Origin of the sequence: Olivibacter ginsenosidimutans (assembly GCF_039542865.1) — a bacterium.
Taxonomy (GTDB): domain Bacteria; phylum Bacteroidota; class Bacteroidia; order Sphingobacteriales; family Sphingobacteriaceae; genus Olivibacter; species Olivibacter ginsenosidimutans.
This window is the reverse complement of record NZ_BAABIQ010000002.1, coordinates 127089-149597: the sequence shown is the minus strand read 5'-3', so window position 1 is coordinate 149597 and position 22509 is coordinate 127089. Positions and strand designations below refer to the sequence as shown.

The 22509-nt window shown below is 41.8% G+C and carries 16 protein-coding genes; 6 read left to right on the top strand and 10 right to left on the bottom strand.

The annotated features are described in order from the left end of the window. Positions 1 to 283 precede the first annotated feature (283 nt). The gene (locus tag ABD930_RS01475) at positions 284 to 538 is read right to left on the bottom strand and encodes a hypothetical protein (protein WP_345229903.1); all 255 of its coding nucleotides are present in this window, start codon (positions 536 to 538) and stop codon (positions 284 to 286) included. A gap of 641 nt (positions 539 to 1179) precedes the next feature. Here ABD930_RS01475 and ABD930_RS01470 point away from each other — a divergent pair. The 3 genes from ABD930_RS01470 to ABD930_RS01460 are packed head-to-tail and all read left to right on the top strand — an operon-like array spanning position 1180 to position 4535. Further along, positions 1180 to 2631 (top strand): circularly permuted type 2 ATP-grasp protein, encoded by a 1452-nt coding sequence (locus ABD930_RS01470; protein ID WP_345229902.1) that lies wholly within the window; start codon positions 1180 to 1182, stop codon positions 2629 to 2631. 8 nt (positions 2632 to 2639) lie between these two features. Continuing rightward, the gene (locus ABD930_RS01465) at positions 2640 to 3575 is read left to right on the top strand and encodes an alpha-E domain-containing protein (RefSeq protein WP_345229901.1); all 936 of its coding nucleotides are present in this window, start codon (positions 2640 to 2642) and stop codon (positions 3573 to 3575) included. 12 nt (positions 3576 to 3587) lie between these two features. After that, positions 3588 to 4535: a transglutaminase family protein gene (locus ABD930_RS01460; RefSeq protein WP_345229900.1), complete on the top strand. Its 948-nt coding sequence runs from the start codon at positions 3588 to 3590 to the stop codon at positions 4533 to 4535. A 2-nt stretch (positions 4536 to 4537) separates the two neighbouring features. Here ABD930_RS01460 and kdsA read toward each other — a convergent pair whose 3' ends face one another. Together kdsA and recQ are read right to left on the bottom strand one after the other, a co-directional pair. Then, complete coding sequence (gene kdsA / locus ABD930_RS01455; RefSeq protein ID WP_345229906.1) at positions 4538 to 5341, bottom strand: 3-deoxy-8-phosphooctulonate synthase; 804 nt, start codon at positions 5339 to 5341, stop codon at positions 4538 to 4540. A 100-nt stretch (positions 5342 to 5441) separates the two neighbouring features. Continuing rightward, positions 5442 to 7631, bottom strand: coding sequence for a DNA helicase RecQ (gene recQ, locus ABD930_RS01450; RefSeq protein ID WP_345229905.1), 2190 nt, complete (start codon positions 7629 to 7631; stop codon positions 5442 to 5444). Between the two features lie 97 nt (positions 7632 to 7728). On the opposite strand from recQ, the gene ABD930_RS01445 reads away from it, so the two are divergent. Beyond that, positions 7729 to 8694 (top strand): KpsF/GutQ family sugar-phosphate isomerase, encoded by a 966-nt coding sequence (locus ABD930_RS01445; protein WP_345229899.1) that lies wholly within the window; start codon positions 7729 to 7731, stop codon positions 8692 to 8694. A gap of 79 nt (positions 8695 to 8773) precedes the next feature. Then, the gene (locus ABD930_RS01440; protein WP_345229898.1) at positions 8774 to 9853 is read left to right on the top strand and encodes a mannose-1-phosphate guanylyltransferase; all 1080 of its coding nucleotides are present in this window, start codon (positions 8774 to 8776) and stop codon (positions 9851 to 9853) included. 79 nt (positions 9854 to 9932) lie between these two features. Here the strand turns inward: ABD930_RS01440 and ABD930_RS01435 are convergent, their stop codons facing one another. The 5 genes from ABD930_RS01435 to ABD930_RS01415 form a co-directional block, all read right to left on the bottom strand. Next, entirely contained in the window at positions 9933 to 11123 is a 1191-nt protein-coding gene (locus tag ABD930_RS01435; RefSeq protein ID WP_345229897.1) for a tetratricopeptide repeat protein, read from the bottom strand. Positions 11124 to 11186: 63 nt separating this feature from the next. Further along, on the bottom strand, positions 11187 to 12311 hold the full coding sequence (locus tag ABD930_RS01430) for a tetratricopeptide repeat protein (RefSeq protein ID WP_345229896.1): 1125 nt from the start codon (positions 12309 to 12311) through the stop codon (positions 11187 to 11189). Positions 12312 to 12380: 69 nt separating this feature from the next. Further along, positions 12381 to 14927 carry a DNA gyrase subunit A gene (gene gyrA / locus ABD930_RS01425; protein WP_345229895.1) on the bottom strand — a complete coding sequence of 849 codons (2547 nt, stop codon included), beginning with the start codon at positions 14925 to 14927 and terminating at the stop codon, positions 12381 to 12383. Positions 14928 to 15682: 755 nt separating this feature from the next. Further along, entirely contained in the window at positions 15683 to 15868 is a 186-nt protein-coding gene (locus tag ABD930_RS01420) for a hypothetical protein (protein WP_345229894.1), read from the bottom strand. A gap of 587 nt (positions 15869 to 16455) precedes the next feature. Continuing rightward, positions 16456 to 17979 (bottom strand): RHS repeat domain-containing protein, encoded by a 1524-nt coding sequence (locus ABD930_RS01415; protein WP_345229893.1) that lies wholly within the window; start codon positions 17977 to 17979, stop codon positions 16456 to 16458. On the opposite strand from ABD930_RS01415, the gene ABD930_RS01410 reads away from it, so the two are divergent. After that, positions 17978 to 18304, top strand: coding sequence for a helix-turn-helix domain-containing protein (locus tag ABD930_RS01410; RefSeq protein WP_345229892.1), 327 nt, complete (start codon positions 17978 to 17980; stop codon positions 18302 to 18304). The two genes, ABD930_RS01415 and ABD930_RS01410, sit on opposite strands and share 2 nt — an antisense overlap. Before the next feature lie 57 nt (positions 18305 to 18361). On the opposite strand, the gene ABD930_RS01405 is transcribed toward ABD930_RS01410, so the two are convergent. Next, positions 18362 to 18826, bottom strand: coding sequence for a hypothetical protein (locus ABD930_RS01405; RefSeq protein WP_345229891.1), 465 nt, complete (start codon positions 18824 to 18826; stop codon positions 18362 to 18364). Positions 18827 to 18834: 8 nt separating this feature from the next. Then, positions 18835 to 22509: a DUF6443 domain-containing protein gene (locus tag ABD930_RS01400; protein ID WP_345229890.1), complete on the bottom strand. Its 3675-nt coding sequence runs from the start codon at positions 22507 to 22509 to the stop codon at positions 18835 to 18837.

The window sequence follows — 22509 nt, the reverse complement described above, 5'->3', positions numbered from 1 at the left end:
TTACTTTTGTTCATACTTTTTTGTGTCGTAACTCAAAAGTATAAATCTCGGAGCAGTTCGATTAATTTCTACTGCTCCTTTTTATTTTTCCCGGACACTAGTGAATAAATATATATCATGTTAATTAAATAATGCCCAGTCAACAATTTTTCGAATGAAGAAATGAGCAAAAGTTAGATATAGAAAACAGAATAAAACTAAATAATTAGTTATTGAAATTCGAAACGATGTAGTAGGGAGGGGGGCTAGGGTGATGTCTAAAGCAAATACTAAGGTAAAAACATTAATACTGTTCCTCAAATCGATCAAAGGCATCTTTAAAATCTTGCCGCATAGTCGTAAAACGGTTAATTACCGTTTGGATAAAATCATCGTCCAATAATTGGAATACGCCATTGATACCATTAACAATATCTAATTCGGAGATTTTATACGTTTGTTCCAAAACACCTTGTTCAAATTTAATGATGAATTTTTGGTTCATCGAAAAAAGACTGATTTTACAATCTTTATGTGGAAGTTCAGCAATTGCTCTCATGATTACAAACTTACCCAAAATAAGGCGAAAGGTAAAAAGCGTAAGGTAGAAAGGTGATTATTAATATTCTATTTAACATAATATAAATTATATGATAAAATAATCCTAGCATATACACTGCATACAAAAAGTGTTAGAATGGTAGTTATGGTAGTTTTTGAAAAATACCAAAGCTATTCAACATAATGATAGAAAAAAAGAATAATACACGTTCTGTCGAAATCCATAACGGCAATTTGTTAAAGAAATCGGATATGACAACCAAACATGGTAATAATTACTACGCAAGGCGTTTTGAAAAAATATAGAAAACACTTTGGCTACATATTTGTATAAAAAAGCTATGTTAATCTGTTTTTGTTATTTTTTTTGCTCTTTCAGTAATAAATTTGTACACAAAAAACACTTAACTTAAATATATATATAAAATAATGCAATAAGTATAGCAGTATTTTTATATCATTAATTGATAATAACATGTATTTGTAATTTATTATTCGTATATTTTTACATGTTTTAGTATTTTTTGTTAAAAATTAACGTACATTTTTTATTTAAATACAATAAAAAATGTAAAACTATTGCATATTTGATATTTTTTGACGAAAATTATCAAAAATATAGTGAAAATAATGACAAATATGGCTGAAGATCATTTCTTAAATGAATATATATACCATGAAAACACATGGGATGAAATGTATGATACTAAAAATATCAGACATCAGTATAGCCATGTATTTTCCATGTTGAAAGATCTCGATGTTGATAGCATGAGCAACAGACATCGCCTTGCAGGAGAACTTTTCCTTAACCAGGGAATTACGTTTACCGTTTATAACAACAATGAAGGTATTGAACGCATATTCCCATTTGACATTATCCCGCGTATTATTGCGGGAAAAGAATGGGACGAAATAGAACAAGGAGTTATACAACGGTTAAAAGCCTTAAATGCTTTTTTAAAAGATATATACCACGAACAACAGATTCTGCACGACGGCATTGTTCCGATGGAACTTATTGCAAGCTGTCCGCATTACACGCGCGAAGCGTATGGAATACGGGTTCCACACGATATTTATACCCACATTTCTGGAATTGACCTCATCCGGGGAAGTGATGGTAAATTCTATGTACTGGAAGACAATTTGCGGACACCGTCTGGTGTAAGCTACATGCTCGAAAACAGGGAGGTGACCAAGCGTATTTTCCCCGATATACTTGTGTCTTCTAACGTAAGAAGCGTTACCCACTACCCTATGCTGTTGCATGAACTTCTGCTTGGTCTTAGCTCTACCCATGTTGCTGATCCGTATATTGTTATATTAACTCCTGGGATGTTTAACTCTGCTTATTACGAACATACCTTTTTGGCGAAACAGATGGGGGTTGATTTGGTCGAAGGGCGTGATCTGGTTATCGATAACCATAAGGTTTACACCAAAACGACTAACGGACTGAAGCAGGTTCACGTCATCTATCGGCGGATAGATGACGAATTTATTGACCCGCTTGTGTTTAAACAAGATAGTTTATTAGGAATTCCGGGATTGTTAAGCACGTATCGCAAAGGGAATGTCGCTATTGTCAATGCTGTTGGAAATGGTGTAGCAGATGATAAAGCGGTATATTCCTATGTGCCTCAGATGATCAAATATTACCTCAACGAAGAACCTATTTTAAATAATATTCCCACTTATCAGTTGAGCGATCCGGATGCATTGAAATATGCCATGTCTAACATGAATAACCTGGTTATTAAAAACACGAATCAATCCGGTGGATATGGTATGATCATGGGAAATGCAATTGACGAAAAACAATGGTTAAAGGCTAAAGTTGAAATTGAACGGAATCCGAGAAATTACGTCGCGCAACCCATTATTCAGCTCAGCACTGTACCTTGTTTCATCAATGGAAAAATACAACCGCGTCATGTTGACCTCCGCCCCTTTGCCTTGTACGGACCGCAAGGGATAAAGTTGGTCCCCGGCGGTTTAACTCGTGTTGCCCTAACAGAAGGTTCATTGGTTGTAAACTCTTCACAAGGTGGTGGCAGCAAAGACACCTGGATAATAGATAATGTATAAACAAAAATATGTTAAGTAGAATTGCCGATTCCCTCTTTTGGCTAAGCCGTTACATGGAGCGTGTTGAAGGAATGCTCCGTTTGGCTAGAACGCATTATATGTATTCGCTGGATACCAATCAAACAAATAGTTCCTGGAAACCGATCCTCCAGATTTATACCGATTTACCTGATGATAAAATGGCTATTTTGGAGAATGACAATTATGCCGTGCTCAATTACTTGTTGGTTGGTATAAATAATGAAAATTCAACGAAGAACATTATTCAACGTGCTCGCGAGAATGCCAGAGGTATCCAAGACCATATTACTCGTGAGGTTTGGGAAGAAGTGAATGCGATATACCACACGATTAATAGGCCCTTCGTCGGACTCAAGCTGGCCAGCTTGGAAGCTTTGGAAATTATTGATCTGTTCATCAAACACAGCATGATTTACGCAGGCGTTGCCGATGTAACTATGCAGCGTGGACCTGGATGGGATATTATGAAATTAGGAAAATTTGTTGAACGAGGTATCGAAACCTTAGTACTTACCGATAAACAATTTGAATTATTCGACTACGAGGACACGAAAGAACGAGACATTATCCATTGGCGTTTTCTTTTGTTCTCGTTAGCAGGCTATGAAGCGTACCTGAAAACTTATCGAAACAATAAGCATTATCAGCAAGTATTACAACAGGTGCTATTCAATCCCGATTTTCCACATTCCGTTTTATATTGTTTGAATCAAATAGATCGGTCTTTAACTAAGGTGGTTGGTGATAACAGCCATACTGAAATTACCGATTTACGCCGAATTTTTGGTCGAATGCACAGCAAAGTACGTTTTATTGATCCCCATTCGCTGAAAGAGACGGATCTGAGAACTTTTTTTGCAGAACTAAAACAGGAGTTTCAGCAATTTAATGCAAAATTGCAATCCATTTTTTTCTCTTATTAACGATAAAATCAAATGGCTATATATACCATCACCCATAGCACCAGATATACTTACGAAACCCCAGTTATCGAAAGTATCAACGAAATTCGTATTTTCCCCTATATATGTAAAGAGCAAGAATTACTGAATCAGGAACTCAATATTAGCTTCTCACCTGTTTTACATACGTATTTCGATTATTGGAAAAACAAAGCGGCCACATTTTCTATATTACCCCCCCATCGAGAATTGATTGTAGAAAGCCACTTAACGGTGCGCACCACCTCTCCTAGCCTTATACAGATTAATTTTCACAGTGATTTCGTACAGTTAGCTGACGAAACGCAAAAGAATTTATTACTGACTGAACTCTCTAAAATCGAAAAGATAAAGAAACAGGGTTTGATCAAAGAAATTGCCGAAAATTTACTCCAAGAATCTTCTAGCGTAGCCGATATGGTGGAACGTTGCAGTAGTTATATTTTCCGACACTTTAAGTATGTACAGGGTATCACCGACATCGAAACAACGGTTGATGAAATTTTAGATCATAAAGGTGGCGTGTGCCAGGATTTTGCACATGTGATGTTGCAGTTACTGCGCACGGTACATATTCCCTGCCGCTATGTAAGCGGATATATTTGTCCGAATAAATCGGGTATGCGTGGTGAAGGTGCTACCCATGCTTGGGTAGAAGCTTATATTCCGCAATTTGGCTGGGCGGGTATCGACCCTACCAATAACGTATGGGTAACCAATTATCACGTAAAATTGGCCATCGGCAGAAATTTTAAGGATTGCTCGCCCGTAAAAGGAACATTCCGTGGAAATTGCCAGCAATCGCTTTCTGTACATGTGTCCATTCGTTACGAAGATGGAAAATCCTTCGAACAGACTAATGCAGTAAAAAGAAAGGACCCTTATTTGGTATTGGAACCAGTAGACAATAATCCCATGGGCAATCAACAACAGCAACAATAAAGTTAGGCTATTGCCTCCCGAATCCGAGTTAACTTAATTAGTAAATCTTCCAATAGGTCTAAAGGAAGCATATTGGCGCCGTCTGATTTAGCATTGGCCGGATCGGGATGCGTCTCGATAAACAGTCCATCGGCACCCACCGCAATAGCCGCTTTGGCAATCGTTTCAATAAGCGCAGGTTTTCCTCCGGTAACCCCAGAAGCTTGATTTGGTTGTTGTAAGGAATGGGTACAATCCATTACTACCGGAACATCAAATGATTGCATGACCGGAATACCACGAAAATCAACCACAAGATCCTGATAGCCAAATGTATTGCCACGATCGGTTAATATGACCTGTTGGTTACCGCTTTCCATGACTTTATCTACTGCGAAACGCATGGAATCGGCCGACAAAAATTGCCCTTTTTTAATATTAACGGCTTTTCCTGTTTTTGCAGCAGCAGCTAATAACTCGGTTTGGCGGCATAAAAAAGCAGGTATTTGCAATACATCCACATAAGCAGCAGCCATAGCCGCTTCCTGTGTCTCATGAATATCCGTCACCGTTGGTACGCCAAATGTGGTATGGACCTTTTGTAAAATTTTCAATGCTTTCTCGTCTCCAATACCGGTAAAGGAATCTATTCTCGATCGGTTCGCTTTGCGATAAGATCCTTTGAAAATATACGGAATCTGTAGTTTATCCGTAATGGAAACAATACGTTCGGCAATACGGAGCGCGATCTCTTCACCCTCAATGGCACATGGGCCAGCCATAAGAAAAAAATTTCCGGAATCAGTATGCTGTATTCCAGCTATTATAGATGCTAATGAATTCAAAATTAAAAATTAAAAAGTAAAAAACAGTATTAGGCCGTAAGCCATAAGCAAGCCTAATCACCAACAACTAACAACCAAACAGCTAATTCCCCAATTCAGACATAAATTTAATACGCATCAACTGAATTTCCTCAAACGTATAATCCTCAGTGCCTAAATCTTTTAATGCTTCGTCTATGGAATCGACTTCTGCCGTACGGAAGTAATCAAATACTTCATCTTGACGATCGCCATCAATCATCTCATCAATAAAATAGTTGAGGTTCAATTTTGTACCTGAATTTACGATCGACTCCACCTCTTTTAGAATATCTTCATAGGTTATTCCTTTAGCCGAAGCGATATCATCCAACCCAATTTTCCGATCGATATTTTGAATAATAGATACTTTTAAAGCAGATTTATTGGCTGTTCCTTTAATGACCAAATCAACAGGCCGCTCAATATCATTTTCTTCTACATACGTTTTGATCAGTTGCACAAATTGGCTACCGAATTTTATTGCTTTTCCAGCGCCCACACCATGGATTTGTTTCAATTCATCAATAGTAATGGGATAATGTGTACACATTTCCTCTAATGAAGGATCCTGAAAAATCACGAATGGTGGCAGTCCCTTTGTTTTTGCAATTTTCTTTCGAAGATCTTTGAGCATCTGCAACAGTTGACTATCCAAAGCCCCACCCGCTTGTGCGGGTGCGTCGTCTCCGTCTTCATCGGCTTTTTCCATCGGGTTATTCATATAGAACTTTATCGCATAAGGATTGTCAATAAAGTCATTACCCGCCTTGGTTAATTTTAAAAGGCCATAATTGTCTATATCCTTGTAGAGGAAATTATTCAAAACAGCCTGTCTAAGTAGTGATTTCCAGTAAATTACCCCTTGTTCTTTACCTGAGCCAAAAAGCGGGTGAATATCGTGTTTATAAGAAGATACAGGTTGATTGTTTTGCCCAATCATCACATTAATCAGGTGAAAATCGTCAAACTTCTCCCCTTGTTCTTTGATAAATTCCAGCACTTGTCGAAGCGATACTTCAGCATCAAATTGTGTACGCTGCCTATTGCAATTATCACACATGCAATTACAACCTACTTCATTAAAATTTTCACCGAAATAATGTAAAATCTGTTTTCTTCTACAAACTGCTGATTCCGAATAATCGATGACTTCCTTTAAAATCTGGGTACCAATTTCCCGTTCAGAAACGGGTTTGTCTTTCATAAATTTCGTCAGCTTTTCAATATCCTTTTCGGAATAAAACGCCACACAAACCCCTTCTCCTCCATCACGGCCAGCCCTACCAGTTTCCTGATAATAACCTTCCATGCTCTTTGGGATATCATGGTGGATAACATAACGTACATCAGGCTTATCTATTCCCATTCCAAAAGCAATGGTAGCCACAATTACCTCCACATCCTCCATCAAAAATTTATCTTGGGTTTCTGCCCTTGTTTTGGCATCTAATCCTGCGTGGTAAGGCAAAGCCTTAATGCCATTCAAGTTTAAGACTTCTGCAATTTCTTCTACTTTCTTTCGACTAAGGCAATAAATGATACCTGATTTGGAAGGATTATTCTTGATGAATTTAACGATTTCTTTAACCACATTTTTTTTAGGCCTTACCTCGTAATACAAATTCGGCCGATTAAACGACGACTTGAATAGCGTAGCGTCATTCATCTGCAAGTTTTTACGGATATCTGATTGTACCTTTGGTGTGGCAGTAGCTGTCAGGGCAATGATTGGTATATTATCCCCTATTCCGTTGATGACCTGACGAATTTTACGATACTCTGGCCTAAAATCATGTCCCCACTCCGAAATACAATGCGCCTCGTCAACGGCAACAAAAGAAACCGTGATTAATTTTAAAAAGGCAATATTATCAACTTTGGCCAACGATTCTGGAGCGACATAAAGTAATTTTGTTTTTCTGTCTAATACATCTTGCTTTACACGGGTGATTTCGCTTTTATTCAGTGATGAATTCAAAAAATGGGCTATACTATCCGTTCCACCAAAAGCTCTTAATTGATCTACTTGATTTTTCATCAGCGCAATCAGTGGCGATATAACAACAGCAGTTCCCTCACTCATTAATGCCGGCAATTGATAGCATATTGACTTTCCCCCTCCGGTTGGCATTATTACAAACGTGTCCTTCTTTTGCAGTATATTGGTTATTATCGCTTCCTGATCTCCTTTAAAAGTATCAAAGCCAAAAAAATTCTGCAAATTATCAAATAATGTTTTTTCTATCTCCATTTGTCCTTCCGAAAAATTAAAGAAAGGCTTATGTTCTTTAATGCTCAAAATAACATAAATTTGCCTTAATTCTTACTAAAATTAATAAAAAATATTTGTGAAAACCAAATCCGATATTGAAAATATTGCCATTAACGCATTAAAGCTTGAAGCAGAAGCTATCAGTGAACTGACCAAAAATATCAACAACGAATTTGTTAACGCTGTCCATGCTATTCTCGATACAAAAGGCCGTGTAATCATTACGGGAATAGGTAAAAGTGCCATTATCGCACAGAAAATTGTTGCCACGATGAATTCTACCGGCACACCCGCAATTTTTATGCATGCCGCCGATGCCATTCATGGAGACCTGGGAATGCTACAACCGGATGATATTGTCATTGCGATTTCTAAAAGTGGCAATACCCCGGAAATAAAGGTACTTGTACCTTTGTTAAAAAATTCCAGCGCAAAGATAATTGCAATGGTTGGAAATACAAAATCTTACTTAGCTGAGCAAGCTGATTTTGTACTGAACACCACCGTTTCCAGGGAAGCGTGTCCCTTAAACTTAGCACCAACAACCAGCACTACTGCACAATTAGCGATGGGTGATGCTTTAGCCATTTGTTTGTTGGAATGCAGGTCTTTTACGGATGATGATTTCGCCCGATACCACCCAGGAGGTGCATTGGGCAAGCGCTTATACCTTAAAGTGGAAGATCTTGCTAACCAAAATACAAAACCTCAAGTAGATAGCCGTTCGACGATCAAAAATGTATTGGTAGAAATTACTAAAAACAGATTGGGTGCCGTAGCTGTTGTAGATCATAACCAAGTGATTGGAATCATTACAGATGGCGACATCCGTCGGATGTTGGAGTCAAATGAGGATATCGAACACTTAACTGCTGCCGATATTATGGGGAAGAATCCGAAAACCATTTCTTATAACGAATTAGCGGTACATGCATTGAATATGATGCGCAACAACAACATCACCCAATTAGTCGTTTTACGCAATGGGATATACGACGGTATTGTACATCTCCATGATCTTCTAAAGGAAGGTATAATTTGAATGATTATTGATCAAGTGGATATGTATCCTTGCTAACTGATGAACAAGTGGAACATATCGTTTAAGAATCTATATGCTGATGACAACAAAAAACAACTATGTATTGATTATGGCTGGAGGTGTGGGGAGCAGATTTTGGCCAGTAAGCAGATCTTCTTTTCCGAAGCAATTTATTGACGTTCTTGGAACGGGAAAAACACTTATTCAAACAACATATGAACGATTTACACGCATCGTCTCTCCTGATCATATTTTTATTATTACGAATGAAGCACATGTCGGTCTAGTTCACGAGCAAATCTCTGAACTTCCTAAAGAAAATATAATCGGCGAACCGATGATGCGTAATACAGCGGCCTGCATTGCTTATGCAAGCAACAAAATAAATTGTATTAATCCGGAGGCAAATTTAGTTGTTGCCCCTGCTGATCATCTCATTCTTGATGTTGACAAATTTGTTCATGATATAAAAGAAGCGCTATACCATGCCTCAAATGATTGGTTGATTACCTTAGGCATTCGTCCTAGCAGGCCTGACACCGGTTATGGTTATATTCAATACGTAGAAAAAGATACAGCATTAAAAAAAGTGAAAATCTTTACCGAAAAGCCGAATCTTGAATTAGCCAAAACGTTTGTACAGAGCGGAGATTTTCTGTGGAATGCCGGAATATTTATTTGGTCGGTTAAAAGTATTCTCAACGCTTTTGAACAATACCAGGCAGAAATGTATGAATTATTCAACGAAGGATGCGATCATTACCAAGGACCTAAGGCTGCTGCATTTATCGCTAATGCCTATACCCGATGCGCAAGTATTTCCATTGATTATGCGATTATGGAAAAAGCGGATAATGTATATGTTCTCCCAACAGATTTCGGTTGGTCCGATTTAGGTACCTGGGCTTCTATATATGAACTTGGTACAAAAGATGAACAGAAAAACGTTACCCATCCTACCCATCGGATAGTCATGCGAAATTCGACGAATTGTATCGTGAACGTTCCTTTGAATAAATTAGTTGTTTTAAGTGGGCTAAATGATTATATCGTTGTCGAATCTAATGATACCTTATTGATTTGTCCACGAGAGGATGAACAAAGCGTAAAAGAGATCGTCTCAGAGGTGAAAGAAAAATATGGAACGGATTACATTTAGTGCGAATCTTCTTCATGCACCCAAACAAAAAAGGCTACTCTTTCATTTTAGAGTAGCCTTTTTTCATTATGATATCAACTTATAGACTATTGATTTTGTCCGTAATTTCTTTGGCTTTTGCATCATCACCTTTTAATTGGTAATAGAAACGCATATTTTCCCAGTATCCACTTGTTTTGGGATCCAAAGTAGTTGCCTTTTCTAAATAAGGTAAGGCCGTATCTGCTAAATTATAAGCTTCTTGAAGCTTAGCCTTATATTCTGGTTCCTTATTAGGCGGTATTTCACTAGCAGCATTATAAATATCCCTTGCTTTATTCAAAATAATTGCTGCTGCTGCCCCATAGTTCCGTGCATCATCTGGTTTCGCTTCTATTCCCTTTTTATAAGCATCCAACGCTTTGTCAGGTTGCTTCACAGATTCGTATGCATATCCTAAATAAAATGGTAATTCGCCATTAGATGGATCGGCAGCTATTTGAGACTCGATGTCGCTAATCACCTTTTCGCTATTTCCGGTTGTGATATTAAGGACGATTTTTTGATTAATGATCTTTGCACTATCGGGAAAATGTGTTGCCGCTTCATTGATATATTTTACAGCCGAGGTGGTATCCCCTTTTTTCAAATAAGCATCCGATAAATTGAGATAAGCATCCGAACTTTTAGGGATGAGCTGTTTGAATTTCTCAATAGCGTCATCGTATTGCTGGTTATTTTGTGCAGCAATTCCTGCGTACAATGTTAATATAGAGTCTCCGGGAAGATACTTTAAGCCGTTGTTAAAGGCTGCGTAAGCCGCCGGATAATCATTGGTCTCAAATGCTTTTACACCGTTACCAATTTCGTAGTTTGCCAATAAGCTACCGGCACGCTCCATATTTCCCTTAAGTTCTTCGTCTTCCTTACCTTCATTCAAGCTCTTTGCCTTTAAGTAAGCCTCCCCTGCGGCTTTGTAGGCAGTTTCACCTTCCGCAGCCTTTCCAGACTTTTGATCAATCACCGCATATTCGGAGTTGATCAATGCCAAATAAGTCCACGTTTCTGGAAGGTCTTTCGTTTTTTCATGCGCCGCGGCCTTGTCAATAGACTCTTTTGCTTCAGCAAGTGTCTTTAAAGCCAGCTCTGGTACATTCTCTACTGCGCCACCACTCAGCGTCGCATAAGAAGCATACTTTGTTTTCGCTTTATTAAGCTCTCCTTTCTGCGCAAAAGCAACCGTAGTAGAGCCTAATAAAAACGTAGCTAATAAAATCGGTTTAATTTTCATCTTTTAATTATTCGTTAAAGTTTATATTAGACACGGCACTATAGTATGCCGCGTTTTTTGTTGCTATTGAATATTAATCTGATTCAATTGATTGTTGACTCGCTCTAATTGCACCTCATTTCCAGATTTATCAAACAAAACGGCTAATGACTTTAATGCATTAACAGCATTTGGATCAATTTCGTTTGCTTTTAGTAAATATTGCTGCGCTTCATACTGCTTTTCAAGATCGGATGTATCCTTTATAAAATCTTTCAAATACAATAAGCCTAACTCATAGTTACTATTGTAATCGTCAGGATCAAGCGACAATGTTTTCTTATAATAGCGCTCTGCCTGTTCACGTTTGCCGGTTACTTCATAAGCAAAACCCAATAAATAATTTAGACTTACGCTTTCTGGTTCAAATGCGATGGCCTCATCAGCTAAAGCTACTACCGCATCATAGGCACCATTGCTCGCGTATAAATTCAACAGGGCAAATAAGATATCTTTATTGGTTGGAAAAAAAGTTCTTCCTTTTATTAACACATTTTGAGCGGCATTATTATCTCCTTCTTCTAAGTACAACCTAGAAAGCGTTAAAATATAGCCTGGTTTAGCAGATGATTTATCTTTTATAAAATCGTTATACAAATGGATCGCTTCATCTTTCTTCCCTAAACGTTCACTTAAAAGGGCTAGATTATGGTTAACATTGGCTTCTGTATTATACAGATTCACCTTAGAGAACATATTATAAGCCTCTTCATAATTGTTATTGATTAAGGCTCGATTAGCCTTGATCAAATAAGCTGTTGCCAAACGCTTTTTTAGATAATTGATTTGGGCCTCATTTTCGAAGTTCAACTGCTTGTCATTCAAACGACTTAACATAAACTCGGCCTCGTCTATGGGATCTTTATCATATTTTTGCGTACGGTTAGAATCGGCAACGGCTAAACTACTGTACACTAATCCTTTAAGCAAGGTGTTGTTATAAGATGAAGAATCTCTTTTTTCTTTATACGCTAAGTCAGCAAACTTTCTAGCCTCTAATAGGTCTTTAATATCACCAGATTTAGTATATCGCGCAAAATTATTATTTCCCTCTTTTATATTGGATTGTGCGTAACCCAGTGGTATTCCAAAAAAGAGGGTCAACGATATACAAACAATGAATTGCCTAAGAAATTGTTCAGTTCTCATCTGTAAATAACTAACTCGAAACATTTTATTTTCAACGGTTGCCCTGTTACTAATTCCTTTTCGTTAACGTTACGCTTCCTCACCGTCATGAGCATCATTCGGAAGATTGCCTTCATCAAGATTTGTGCTATCTTCCTCCTCTTCTTCGTGCTCCACCTTAGTAATCGAAGCGATCTGATCCGTTTCTTTCAGGTTTATTAAGCGCACACCTTGTGTTGCTCTTCCCATAACCCTCAGTTTGCTAACAGCAATACGAATAACAATTCCAGAACGGTTAATGATCATCAAATCATCATTATCCGTTACATCTTTGATCGCCACCAATTGCCCGGTTTTCTCGGTTACGTTCAACGTCTTAACCCCTTTCCCTCCCCTATTGGTTACTCGGTAATCGTCAAGATCAGTACGCTTTCCATATCCGTTTTCAGACACGACCAACACGGTTACTTCTTTACTATTAACACTAATCATGCCAACTACTTCATCTTGAGCCCCTGCAAGTGTAACTCCGCGAACCCCTGTCGCTGTTCTTCCCATAGGTCTTACGGTAGATTCGTTGAAACGAATAGCTCTACCCGAACGTAGTGCCATGACGATCTCACTATTTCCATCAGTCAAACAAGCTTCCAATAATTGATCACCTTCATTAATGTTAATGGCATTAATTCCGTTTGCTCTTGGCCTTGAATAAGCTTCCAAAGAAGTTTTTTTAATCGTGCCCTGCTTGGTACACATAATGATGAAATTGTTCTCCAAATATTCTTGGTCTTTCAAGTTCTTCACCTTGATGTACGCTTTAATTTTTTCTTCTTTAGGAATATTGACAATATTCTGGATGGCTCTTCCCCGTGAGGTTCGGGTACCTTCCGGAATTTCGAAGGCCCTTAGCCAGAAACAACGACCAGCTTCCGTAAAGAAAAGCATGTAATTATGGGCCGATGCAGTTATAATGTGTTCTGTAAAATCTTCTTCTTTCGTAGTTGAACCTAACGATCCCTTACCGCCACGGGCCTGTATACGATACTCCGTTAACGGCGTACGCTTAACATATCCCTCATGCGAGATCGTGATAACGATTTCTTCATCATCAATAAAATCTTCCATGCGCATATCTTCGGCAGAATGCACAATTTGCGAACGGCGCTCATCACCATATTTTTCCTTAACCTCTAAAAGCTCATCTTTAATGATCTGCATGCGCAAGCCTTCGTCTGCAAGAATAGATTTTAAATAATCGATGGTCTTCATTAATTCGGCATACTCTTCCTTAATCTTATCGCGCTCAAGTCCGGTTAACCGTCGAAGAGTCATATCCAAAATAGCTCTTGCTTGTAGATCGGACAGGCCAAATTTTTCCATTAAACCAATCCGAGCGTCTTCTGGGGTATCTGATGAACGGATTAACTGGATGACCTCGTCTAGATGATCTAAGGCGATTAACAAGCCTTCTAAGATATGTGCTCTTTTCTCTGCTTCAGCCAGCTCAAATTTGGTACGCCGTACAATCACTTCGTGGCGATGTTCCACAAAATGATGAATCATGTCCTTCAGGTTAAGGAGCATGGGCCGGCCATGCACTAAAGCGATATTATTTACGCTGAAAGAAGTTTGTAATGCGGTATGTTTAAATAAATTATTTAAAACGATAGAAGCATTTGCATCCCTTTTGATATCGTAGACAATACGCATACCTTCCCGATCGGATTCGTCGCGTATGGCTGCAATGCCTTCAATTTTTTTCTCATTAACTAAATCGGCCGTACGCTTAATCATATCGGCCTTATTTACTTGATAAGGTATCTCGGTAACGACAATGGTTTCTTTATCATTTTTGGCTACTTCAATCTCCGCCTTTGCGCGCATAACCACTCTCCCTCTTCCCGTTTCAAATGCGTCTTGCACACCTGAATAACCATAAATCACGCCTCCGGTTGGAAAATCAGGCGCTTTAATATGCTGCATCAATTCGGCAACGGTTATTTCCCTGTTCTCAATATAGGCTACCGTACCATCGATGACCTCACTTAAATTATGAGGAGCCATATTGGTAGCCATACCTACCGCAATACCCGATGCGCCATTTACCAATAAATTAGGAATTTTTGTCGGCAATACTGTCGGTTCTTGCAGCGAATCATCAAAATTGAGTTGATAATCGATGGTGTCTTTATTGATATCGGCCAACATCTCCTCGGCGATGCGCTTTAAGCGAGCCTCTGTATAACGCATGGCAGCAGGGCTATCTCCATCGACAGACCCGAAGTTCCCCTGTCCGTCTACCAATGGATAACGTAGACTCCATTCTTGCGCCATACGCACCATGGTATCATAAACAGAGCTATCACCATGTGGGTGGTATTTACCTAATACATCTCCCACAATACGTGCAGATTTTTTATACGGTTTACCACTCGTCACACCTAAATCAAGCATCCCATACAACACTCTTCTATGCACAGGTTTCAAGCCGTCCCGAACATCCGGTAAAGCCCTAGAAACGATAACCGACATTGAATAATCAATATAGGCGGATTTCATTTCTTCTTCTATACTAATAGGTATGATCCGGTCGTTTGCCGGAACCAAATTATCGTCATTTTCTGTTTCGTCAGCCATACTTATTTGTCGTTCATTAAATCAACTGTTTCACTTTAGCGCATGCGAAAATAATAAAAATCTTTGACTATTGAGTTATCAGGGATCAGTAATCAGGCAATGGCGATGAGCTTTCGGTTTTTTACTTTTTTGATGTTTTTACAGTCTTATTGAAATTCGGGTTTAATGTCCATTAATCCCAAATTCAGCAAATTGCTTAGGCAATAGTATCCAATCCCATAAGATCAGCATACCCAACCGAATTTCCCAGCACGTCAGTCAATTACATTAATCATTTTACCATAATTATTCACCGAAATAAAGCAATGATTTCATCCCCTATTAATGTTTTGCTACCCATCCCCATATTTTTAAGCAATTGCTTGATGGCATCCTCATAAATACTCAAGGTAGCATCATCTATATTCATATGATCTTCTCACCGTTATGGTTCCTATTATTTTTCCGAGCATTGTTTTTATCTATTGATCTTTACTTTTGGGACAGGGAATAAAATAACCAGAAAACGGCATTGCACCAAAAGAGAAAAAAGATGAGCGGTATTATTATGGGATATCTGTAAATTTTTGAAAGTATAAACTGCCCTACACACAAAATAGGAAAAACGACATACAGAGAATAAAACATTGTCTTACTTTGGATCTGCGGAAAAGGAAGTTCAATCGAAAAAACATTGAAAACAAAAAAACATAATGATAGGTAGGAAAGGAATACCCCACACAGCACTAAAATGACATTGATTGATTTAACCATAATTATTCACGAAATAAAGCATTGATTTCATCCCTTGTTAACGTCTTTCTACCCTTTCCCATGTTTTTGAGCAATTGTTTGATGGCATCCTCGGAAATGCTCAAAGTAGCCTCATCTATATTCATATGATCCATCTTCTCGTTGTATTTACCATTGCTTTCCGGATATTGTTTGTTTCTACAGACCATTACTTTTGGAACACGGAATAAAGAATTCAGATATACACAGTTACTATATAATGTTCACCGTTTTGATTCTTTTATCCAAACATAACAGAACATCGTGAAAGGATTCATCATGATGTATTTCTTCCAACATACTTAGGCCATTAATTGAACGGCAAATGCTAGAAATATGTCTAAATGTCACATTTTTGAAACTTAATTTAGTAAGATATAGACTTTTAACTATTTCTAACCTGTCGACATTTATGTTTTCGAAGTATATCTCTTGCAATTCTTGAAAATTACCAATCCATTCCGGAATTTCAGTATACGGATTATTTGAGTTAGTTTTCGAACCAAAAAAAGATGTTAGAACAAGCTTCCTTATCTTATACAAACCCTCCCCCTTTTTTGCAGCGAGCAATTGAACTATATTGGGAGTTGTGTATAACATGTACGGGACATCTTCCTTTCCAAGAAGAATACAGTTAGAACTCGAATACATTAGACTACCTGATTTTTCACCATTCCAATTTATGTTTACAAATCCACTCCCTTTAATCGTAGACTTAGGAATATTTTTTTTATTATTCTCATCCATTATATTTATATTAAGGTAGTAAATATATTAATTGAGATTTAGCTGTACCATGCCATTTATTTGGAGTCCTCAATTGTGCTGATCCATAGGGAAAATACGATTTTAAGAAAATATTCAACCTATCAACTAGATATTTAGTTGCTTGTTCATTAGAGGTTATTTCTCCTTTCATAAATCTTTCATTGATTTCTGTTCTAGCAAAGGTAAAGGCTAACGCAAGATTTGATTTTATGTCATTAATATTTGCAAATTGTCCTTTTCTATTTCTAGAAGATACCATAACATTGAGACTGCGGACATCTACATTCATTATTCTATATCCATTTCCGTCAAACCCATTTAAATCCCAAAAATTTTCTTCATATGTTATATTTGTATAATAACTTTCACCAATTCTTTTTAAATTAAAAGAATTGGAAGAAGTCGGTATTCCAACACCCGATTGGTTACCACTGGTTTTGTCTATGTTCGCTTCTGACGTCCTGTTTTTATTGCTTTCACTATTTGCAAGAGAAGCTATAGCTTCCTCAAAGGACGAATTCTCTCCCGTTTCACTATTTATATATCTTTGTTCATCGTAATCATAATATATACCAGATTGGCCAGGACGAGGAACCATCCCGTCCGGGTCTATAAATCTAATAGGATTATTAAAGGCATAACTGTAAGGAGAATACCTCCTCATCTGTTCAGAAAGTGGATCTACCGTCCCAAAACGCCCGATCACTGGATCATAGAACCTTGCGCCGTAATCGTACATGCCCAGCCTGTCCTGCAACTCCTTCCCGTTGTAAAGGTAACTGTTCTTCGGGTTATCCGCAAGCAGGTTCTGCTGTACCTGCAATCCGAAGGTATAGTAGTCCGAACCAAAGGTCGGCGTGGCCGGTGCCGTGCCCGCAAATCCCGACCTGGTGTTCCCCAGGTGGTCTTTCAGGAAATATTCATAGCCGTAATTGTTGCTCCCCTTGTTTACCAGCCTTCCCTCCTCCATCTGTACCAAGTCCAGTGTACCGGCCGCATACTCAATCCCATCGATATAATCCCGGGCCTCCCCGTTAACCGCGTTCACGCTCCGCAGCTTCCTGCCCGTGCCGTCATAGGTATACGTTGTCGTCGTCCCCCCCACCGTTATACTCTGCGGCAGGTCCAGGTAATTATATACCGTGGCCGTAATGCCCGTGGACGCACTGCCGCTGTTCACCCGCGTCAGCTGGTTCCCGTTGGCATCGTAGCTGTAGCTCGTCGTGCCCCCTGGCATGTACGGGGTACCCGTGCCACCAGCCGTGCGGGCATCGGTGACCGAGGACAGCTGCCCCTTGGCATTGTACGTGTAGCTCAGCGCATCCACCTCCGTGCCCGACTGGTCCCGACGGTTCAGTACCTCCAGGTTCCCCAATTTGTCGTACAGCATCCCCTCCCGCGCCCGGTTATTCGGCAGTGCCGCCGTCCGCAACCGATCCAGGTTATCATAAGTGTAGCTGAAGTTACCGTGCGCAGTTTTTGAGATTACAGACAGTATTTTGTGCATTATCATGAACACAGGAGACAGGATAACAGCCCTTAGGAAGGCAAAAAAGATGTCACAGACCGACCTTGCCAAGATTGCGGGCGTGTCAAGAGAGATCATAGAAAGGTATGAACGGGGCGAGGCTTCGCCCTCCATCGAGGTGGCAAGGAAGATCGCCGAGGGATTGGACGTGTCACTGGATTACCTTGCCGGATCGACCAGCAAGGCCAGTATGGACAAACAGACCCTAAAGCTGATAGATGATATCGAGGAGCTGGAACCTTCCGTAAAGGACAAGCTCCTGTTCCTCGCCAATGCCGTCATCAGGGACGCCAAGACCTATGCGCAATAAAAAGGCCCCGGCAACCGCCGGGGCGTTATCAATTGTTTTCATTAATGTTAAGTTGTTTTATCTTTCTTTTGGCAGAGGCATATCGGACGGATAGTCCACATCCTTTCTCGGCGGAACGGTGCTATAACCATCAATCCTGTTAATTGCCTTTGCATACACCGTCCTATACTTTCCTTTATCGAGAGTTTGATACCTAACAAAAACAGTCTTCATCTTATCAAGAAGCCGGTAATTTACTTCTCCATCAAAGTATAAAGTCAACGTATCATCTTTAAACCTATAAACAAAAGGATCCAATCCTTTAACAGAACCTACTGTGTCAGATCGATCACGCACTTTATCGGCATTGAGAGATATTGCTGATATTTGATGGTCATCTGTCACACCCCAGTTTAAGGTGTTGACATATATTTTTTCTTTCTTACTGGATTCCAACAGTACACTATTGAAGGTATCTTGCCCTCCAGAGGAGCAACTTTGTACCAGTAGGAAGCACACCATAATAAAAACAGCTCTTGTCATTCTATCTATTATTTTGATCCAGCTTTTATCCCCTCTAAGATCCTACGTCCGGAATAAGGTTCCTCCCCATAATATGGAGCAGGGCCAAAAGCCGCACCAAACATCAGTATCCTCAATATATTGATCTTAGAAAATGCACCAACCTGATAGGCTCCCGCTAATTTCATATAGGTTTCTCCGCTTATATGTCTACCCTGAAAAGTTCCTGTCACCCCATTCATTCCCGCTAAATAGTTTCCTGCAGACCTTGCTGTAGCATACTTTCCGTTGAGCAATCTACCCGTCATCGGTCCTGCATCTGCCCAGGCCCTGTTATTTTTTATATCCAACACCCCATTGAGCTTTGACTCTTCCTGAGTTATCGATAAATCCTGATTTTTAGCTCGCCTATTCCCCCAGGCCACAAGAACATCCCATGATTGTTCGGGATCCTTACTAAAATGGATTGATCCTCCAGCTTTGTTCGTCCCTGGAACAATAAACTCATCCCAATACTCTGTCTCTCCCATCTTTTCCCCTCCACCGGCAGTATCTCCTGACTTTTTTCTCGCAGCATCAACTTCTGTCTTTGTACTCGCATTATCATGCCTGTATACGCCCAAATCACCATCGTTATATACAGCCACAACATTACCGGTAGAATCAGTATGTGTTGATCGAGCTGCTAATCCAGTAGGATCGGTCATTACGATCGGATTGTTTAGTCCATAGTTGTACGGTGAGTAGGACTGGAAGCTCTCCGCCAACGGATCTACACTTCCCCACCTTCCGATGACAGGGTCGTAGAACCTTGCCCCGTAATCGTACATGCCCAACCTGTCCTGCAACTCCTTCCCGTTGTAAAGATAACTGTTCTTCGGGTTATCCGCAAGCAGGTTCTGCTGTACCTGCAATCCGAAGGCATAGTAATCCGAACCAAAGGTCGGCGTGGCCGGTGCCGTGCCCGCAAATCCCGACCTGGTGTTCCCCAGGTGGTCTTTCAGGAAATATTCATAGCCGTAATTGTTGCTCCCCTTGTTTACCAGCCGTCCCTCCTCCATCTGTACAAAGTCCAGTGTACCGGCCGCATACTCAATCCCATCAATATAATCCCGGGCCTCCCCATTAACCGCGTTCACGCTCCGCAGCTTCCTGCCCGTACCATCGTAGGTATACGTTATCGTCGTCCCTCCCACCGTTATGCGCTGCGGAAGGTCCAGGTAATTGTACACCGTGGCCGTGATGTTGGTGGACGCACTGCCGCTGTTCACCCGCGTCAGCTGGTTCCCGTTGGCATCGTAGCTGTAGCTCGTCGTGCCCCCAGGCATGTACGGGGTACCCGTGCCACCAGCCGTGCGGGCATCGGTGACCGAGGACAGCTGCCCCTTGGCATTGTACGTGTAGCTCAGCGCATCCACCTCCGTGCCCGACTGGTCCCGACGGTTCAGTACCTCCAGGTTCCCCAATTTGTCGTACAGCATCCCCTCCCGCGCCCGGTTATTCGGCAGTGCCGCCGTCCGCAGCCGATCCAGGTTATCATAAGTGTAGCTGAACGTGTCCCGAACCGTTACCGTGCCTCCAGCCTTCCGGCTGTAGAGCTGGTAGGCGATGTTCCCGTTGTAGTATTGCTGTGTGCCCGTATTATAGCGCAGCTCCTGGCTGAACAGTGCCGCGTTTGCCGTGCGCAGCCAGCCCCGCTCGTTGTAGCTGTAGGCGATGCGCTGACCAAAGGTATTGCCATCCGTACTGTGCAGCTGCTTTGCCTTCAGCTGCCCGATGCCGTTGTATTCATTCCGGGCCACCAGGGTCCTGGTTCCCTGTACGCTGCCGCTTTTCACTGTCTTCCACGTATCCACCGGGCGGTCCCGGTGGTCATAGCTGTATTCCGTGATAACAACCAGTGACGCTGTTGCACTGCCTGCATGGTGCTCCCGGGTGCTCTTCTTCAGCTGATGGGTAAAGGTGTATTCGTTCTTAATATCGTCATAGTTGTTCGTGTTGTACGCACCTCCCTTGTAGTGCTGGTTGAGCGTACGCACATTGTCGCCCCGTTCATCGTAGTAGTACACCGTCCACAGGTAGGTGTCTGTTGTGCCCAGCACCTTGGTCTTCTTGGCCACCGGAAGGCCCTGTGTCATCTTCGAATAGGCCGCATCCGAGGATTTGTCCAGGTTCGATGGCAGGTCCGGGATACCCGCATAACGGTCGTAATAGTTCACCTCCAGCACATCGAAGTTCCCGCTGGCCGTCGGGATACTCACGTTCGTATACCCGTGCAGGTTCCCAATGGCCGTAGAGCGCTCCTCCCACTGGGCCTGCCCAACCGCGTTGATATAGCCCTCGATCTCCTCCTGCGTGTTCCCCCGGTCTTTCTCCACTCCCGTCATCACTACCCTGCCCTGCCCATCATACTTGTAGAAATGGTGGTAGCGGCTCCCTGTGTAGAACCCATCGTATTTCTCCGCTGAATCCCGGGCCGTCTCATGCAGGATCAATTGGTCCATCAGGTTATAGTTGAAGCTCTCCCAGTGGCTCCTGCCCGGAACGTGCCGCCGCTTCATCCGGTTCCTTCCATCGTACTGGTACTGGTAGGCATAGCGGTCCAGCCAGGCCTGCAGTGCCGTCCCCGTGGGCAGCGTCGCCCGGTCCGGGGTGCCCCCAGGGGTCAGCACATAGCACAGGTTCCCGAAATCATCGTACACATAGTACGTGCTCAGCATCTCCTGCGTACTGCCGTCCTTGGCATTAAAGGTCCTTTTCAGTACCACACGCCCCTGCTTGTCCCGGTACTCCTCCGTCGTGTTCAGGCGGTAGGCAAAGGTGCCCGGGGTCCCCCCGGCCCAGTTCTCGTTCCTGCTCACCGTAACGTACAGCTGGTTCGATCCGTACGACTGGCTGGCCGTTAGCTCCAGCTTCGGCCTTCCATTGCTTTCGTAGCCCACCCGGTACAGCATCACCTTGCGCGTCTTCTCCACCGCACTCAGCAGCTCGTTGTTATTGGTCGTATATTCCGTGCGCACGCTGTGACCCCCTCCGCTATAGCCGTCCGCTGCCGGCTGCCACGCCGAACCTGCAAAACCCTGCTCCAGCACCCGGTTCAACGGGCTGGCCTCGTACACCGGGCGGCTGAAGGAAGGCGTGTTCTTCCCCGAAGGCTTGGGGATCGTTACCACCCCATTGGCCGTACCGCTGTTGTAAAAGCTGGCCTGTGCCGTAACCGCATCCCCCTTGTAGCTCCCGTTGCCCGCCGTGGATGTAGCATAGGGAAGGTAGCTCTTGTCTTCCCGTCCGAAGGTATCGTAGCTCTGCTGGCTTACGATATCCTGGTAGGCCGCACCCGCCTTGGTACCCACCCTCTGCACTGGCCTGCCGAGCCCGTCAAAGTACGCCACGTCCTCCATGAGCTCATCGGTCTGCGGCGAGGCCGAGACCGCATCCTTCAGGTACGTCCGCGTGCGGATGTAGTTCTGCCCTGCACTCGGGGCACTTCCCAGTGCCACCGGCTGCAACAGACTGGTGATATAGGCGTGGAAACTGCTCGTGCTGAAGCCCGGCTTCAGCGTGATGCTCACCGGATCGGTCTTCTCGCCTGTGGTGGGTGTGTTCAGCACCAGCTGGGCCTGCACGGCCGATGGCAGAACGAGCAGCAGAATCAGGGCAATCATATTGTTTATAACGGTATATTCTCTATGGTATCTTTTCAT

Excerpts from the sequence above, each read along its gene's own strand:
- ABD930_RS01475 (WP_345229903.1), bottom strand. The coding sequence starts at position 538 with ATGAGAGCAATTGCTGAACTTCCACATAAAGATTGTAAAATCAGTCTT.
- ABD930_RS01470 (WP_345229902.1), top strand. The coding sequence starts at position 1,180 with ATGGCTGAAGATCATTTCTTAAATGAATATATATACCATGAAAACACA.
- ABD930_RS01465 (WP_345229901.1), top strand. The coding sequence starts at position 2,640 with ATGTTAAGTAGAATTGCCGATTCCCTCTTTTGGCTAAGCCGTTACATG.
- ABD930_RS01460 (WP_345229900.1), top strand. The coding sequence starts at position 3,588 with ATGGCTATATATACCATCACCCATAGCACCAGATATACTTACGAAACC.
- recQ (WP_345229905.1), bottom strand. The coding sequence starts at position 7,631 with ATGGAGATAGAAAAAACATTATTTGATAATTTGCAGAATTTTTTTGGC.
- ABD930_RS01440 (WP_345229898.1), top strand. The coding sequence starts at position 8,774 with ATGACAACAAAAAACAACTATGTATTGATTATGGCTGGAGGTGTGGGG.
- ABD930_RS01435 (WP_345229897.1), bottom strand. The coding sequence starts at position 11,123 with ATGAAAATTAAACCGATTTTATTAGCTACGTTTTTATTAGGCTCTACT.
- ABD930_RS01430 (WP_345229896.1), bottom strand. The coding sequence starts at position 12,311 with ATGAGAACTGAACAATTTCTTAGGCAATTCATTGTTTGTATATCGTTG.
- gyrA (WP_345229895.1), bottom strand. The coding sequence starts at position 14,927 with ATGGCTGACGAAACAGAAAATGACGATAATTTGGTTCCGGCAAACGAC.
- ABD930_RS01420 (WP_345229894.1), bottom strand. The coding sequence starts at position 15,868 with ATGGTCTGTAGAAACAAACAATATCCGGAAAGCAATGGTAAATACAAC.
- ABD930_RS01410 (WP_345229892.1), top strand. The coding sequence starts at position 17,978 with ATGAACACAGGAGACAGGATAACAGCCCTTAGGAAGGCAAAAAAGATG.
- ABD930_RS01415 (WP_345229893.1), bottom strand. The coding sequence starts at position 17,979 with ATGATAATGCACAAAATACTGTCTGTAATCTCAAAAACTGCGCACGGT.
- ABD930_RS01405 (WP_345229891.1), bottom strand. The coding sequence starts at position 18,826 with ATGACAAGAGCTGTTTTTATTATGGTGTGCTTCCTACTGGTACAAAGT.
- ABD930_RS01400 (WP_345229890.1), bottom strand. The coding sequence starts at position 22,509 with ATGAAAAGATACCATAGAGAATATACCGTTATAAACAATATGATTGCC.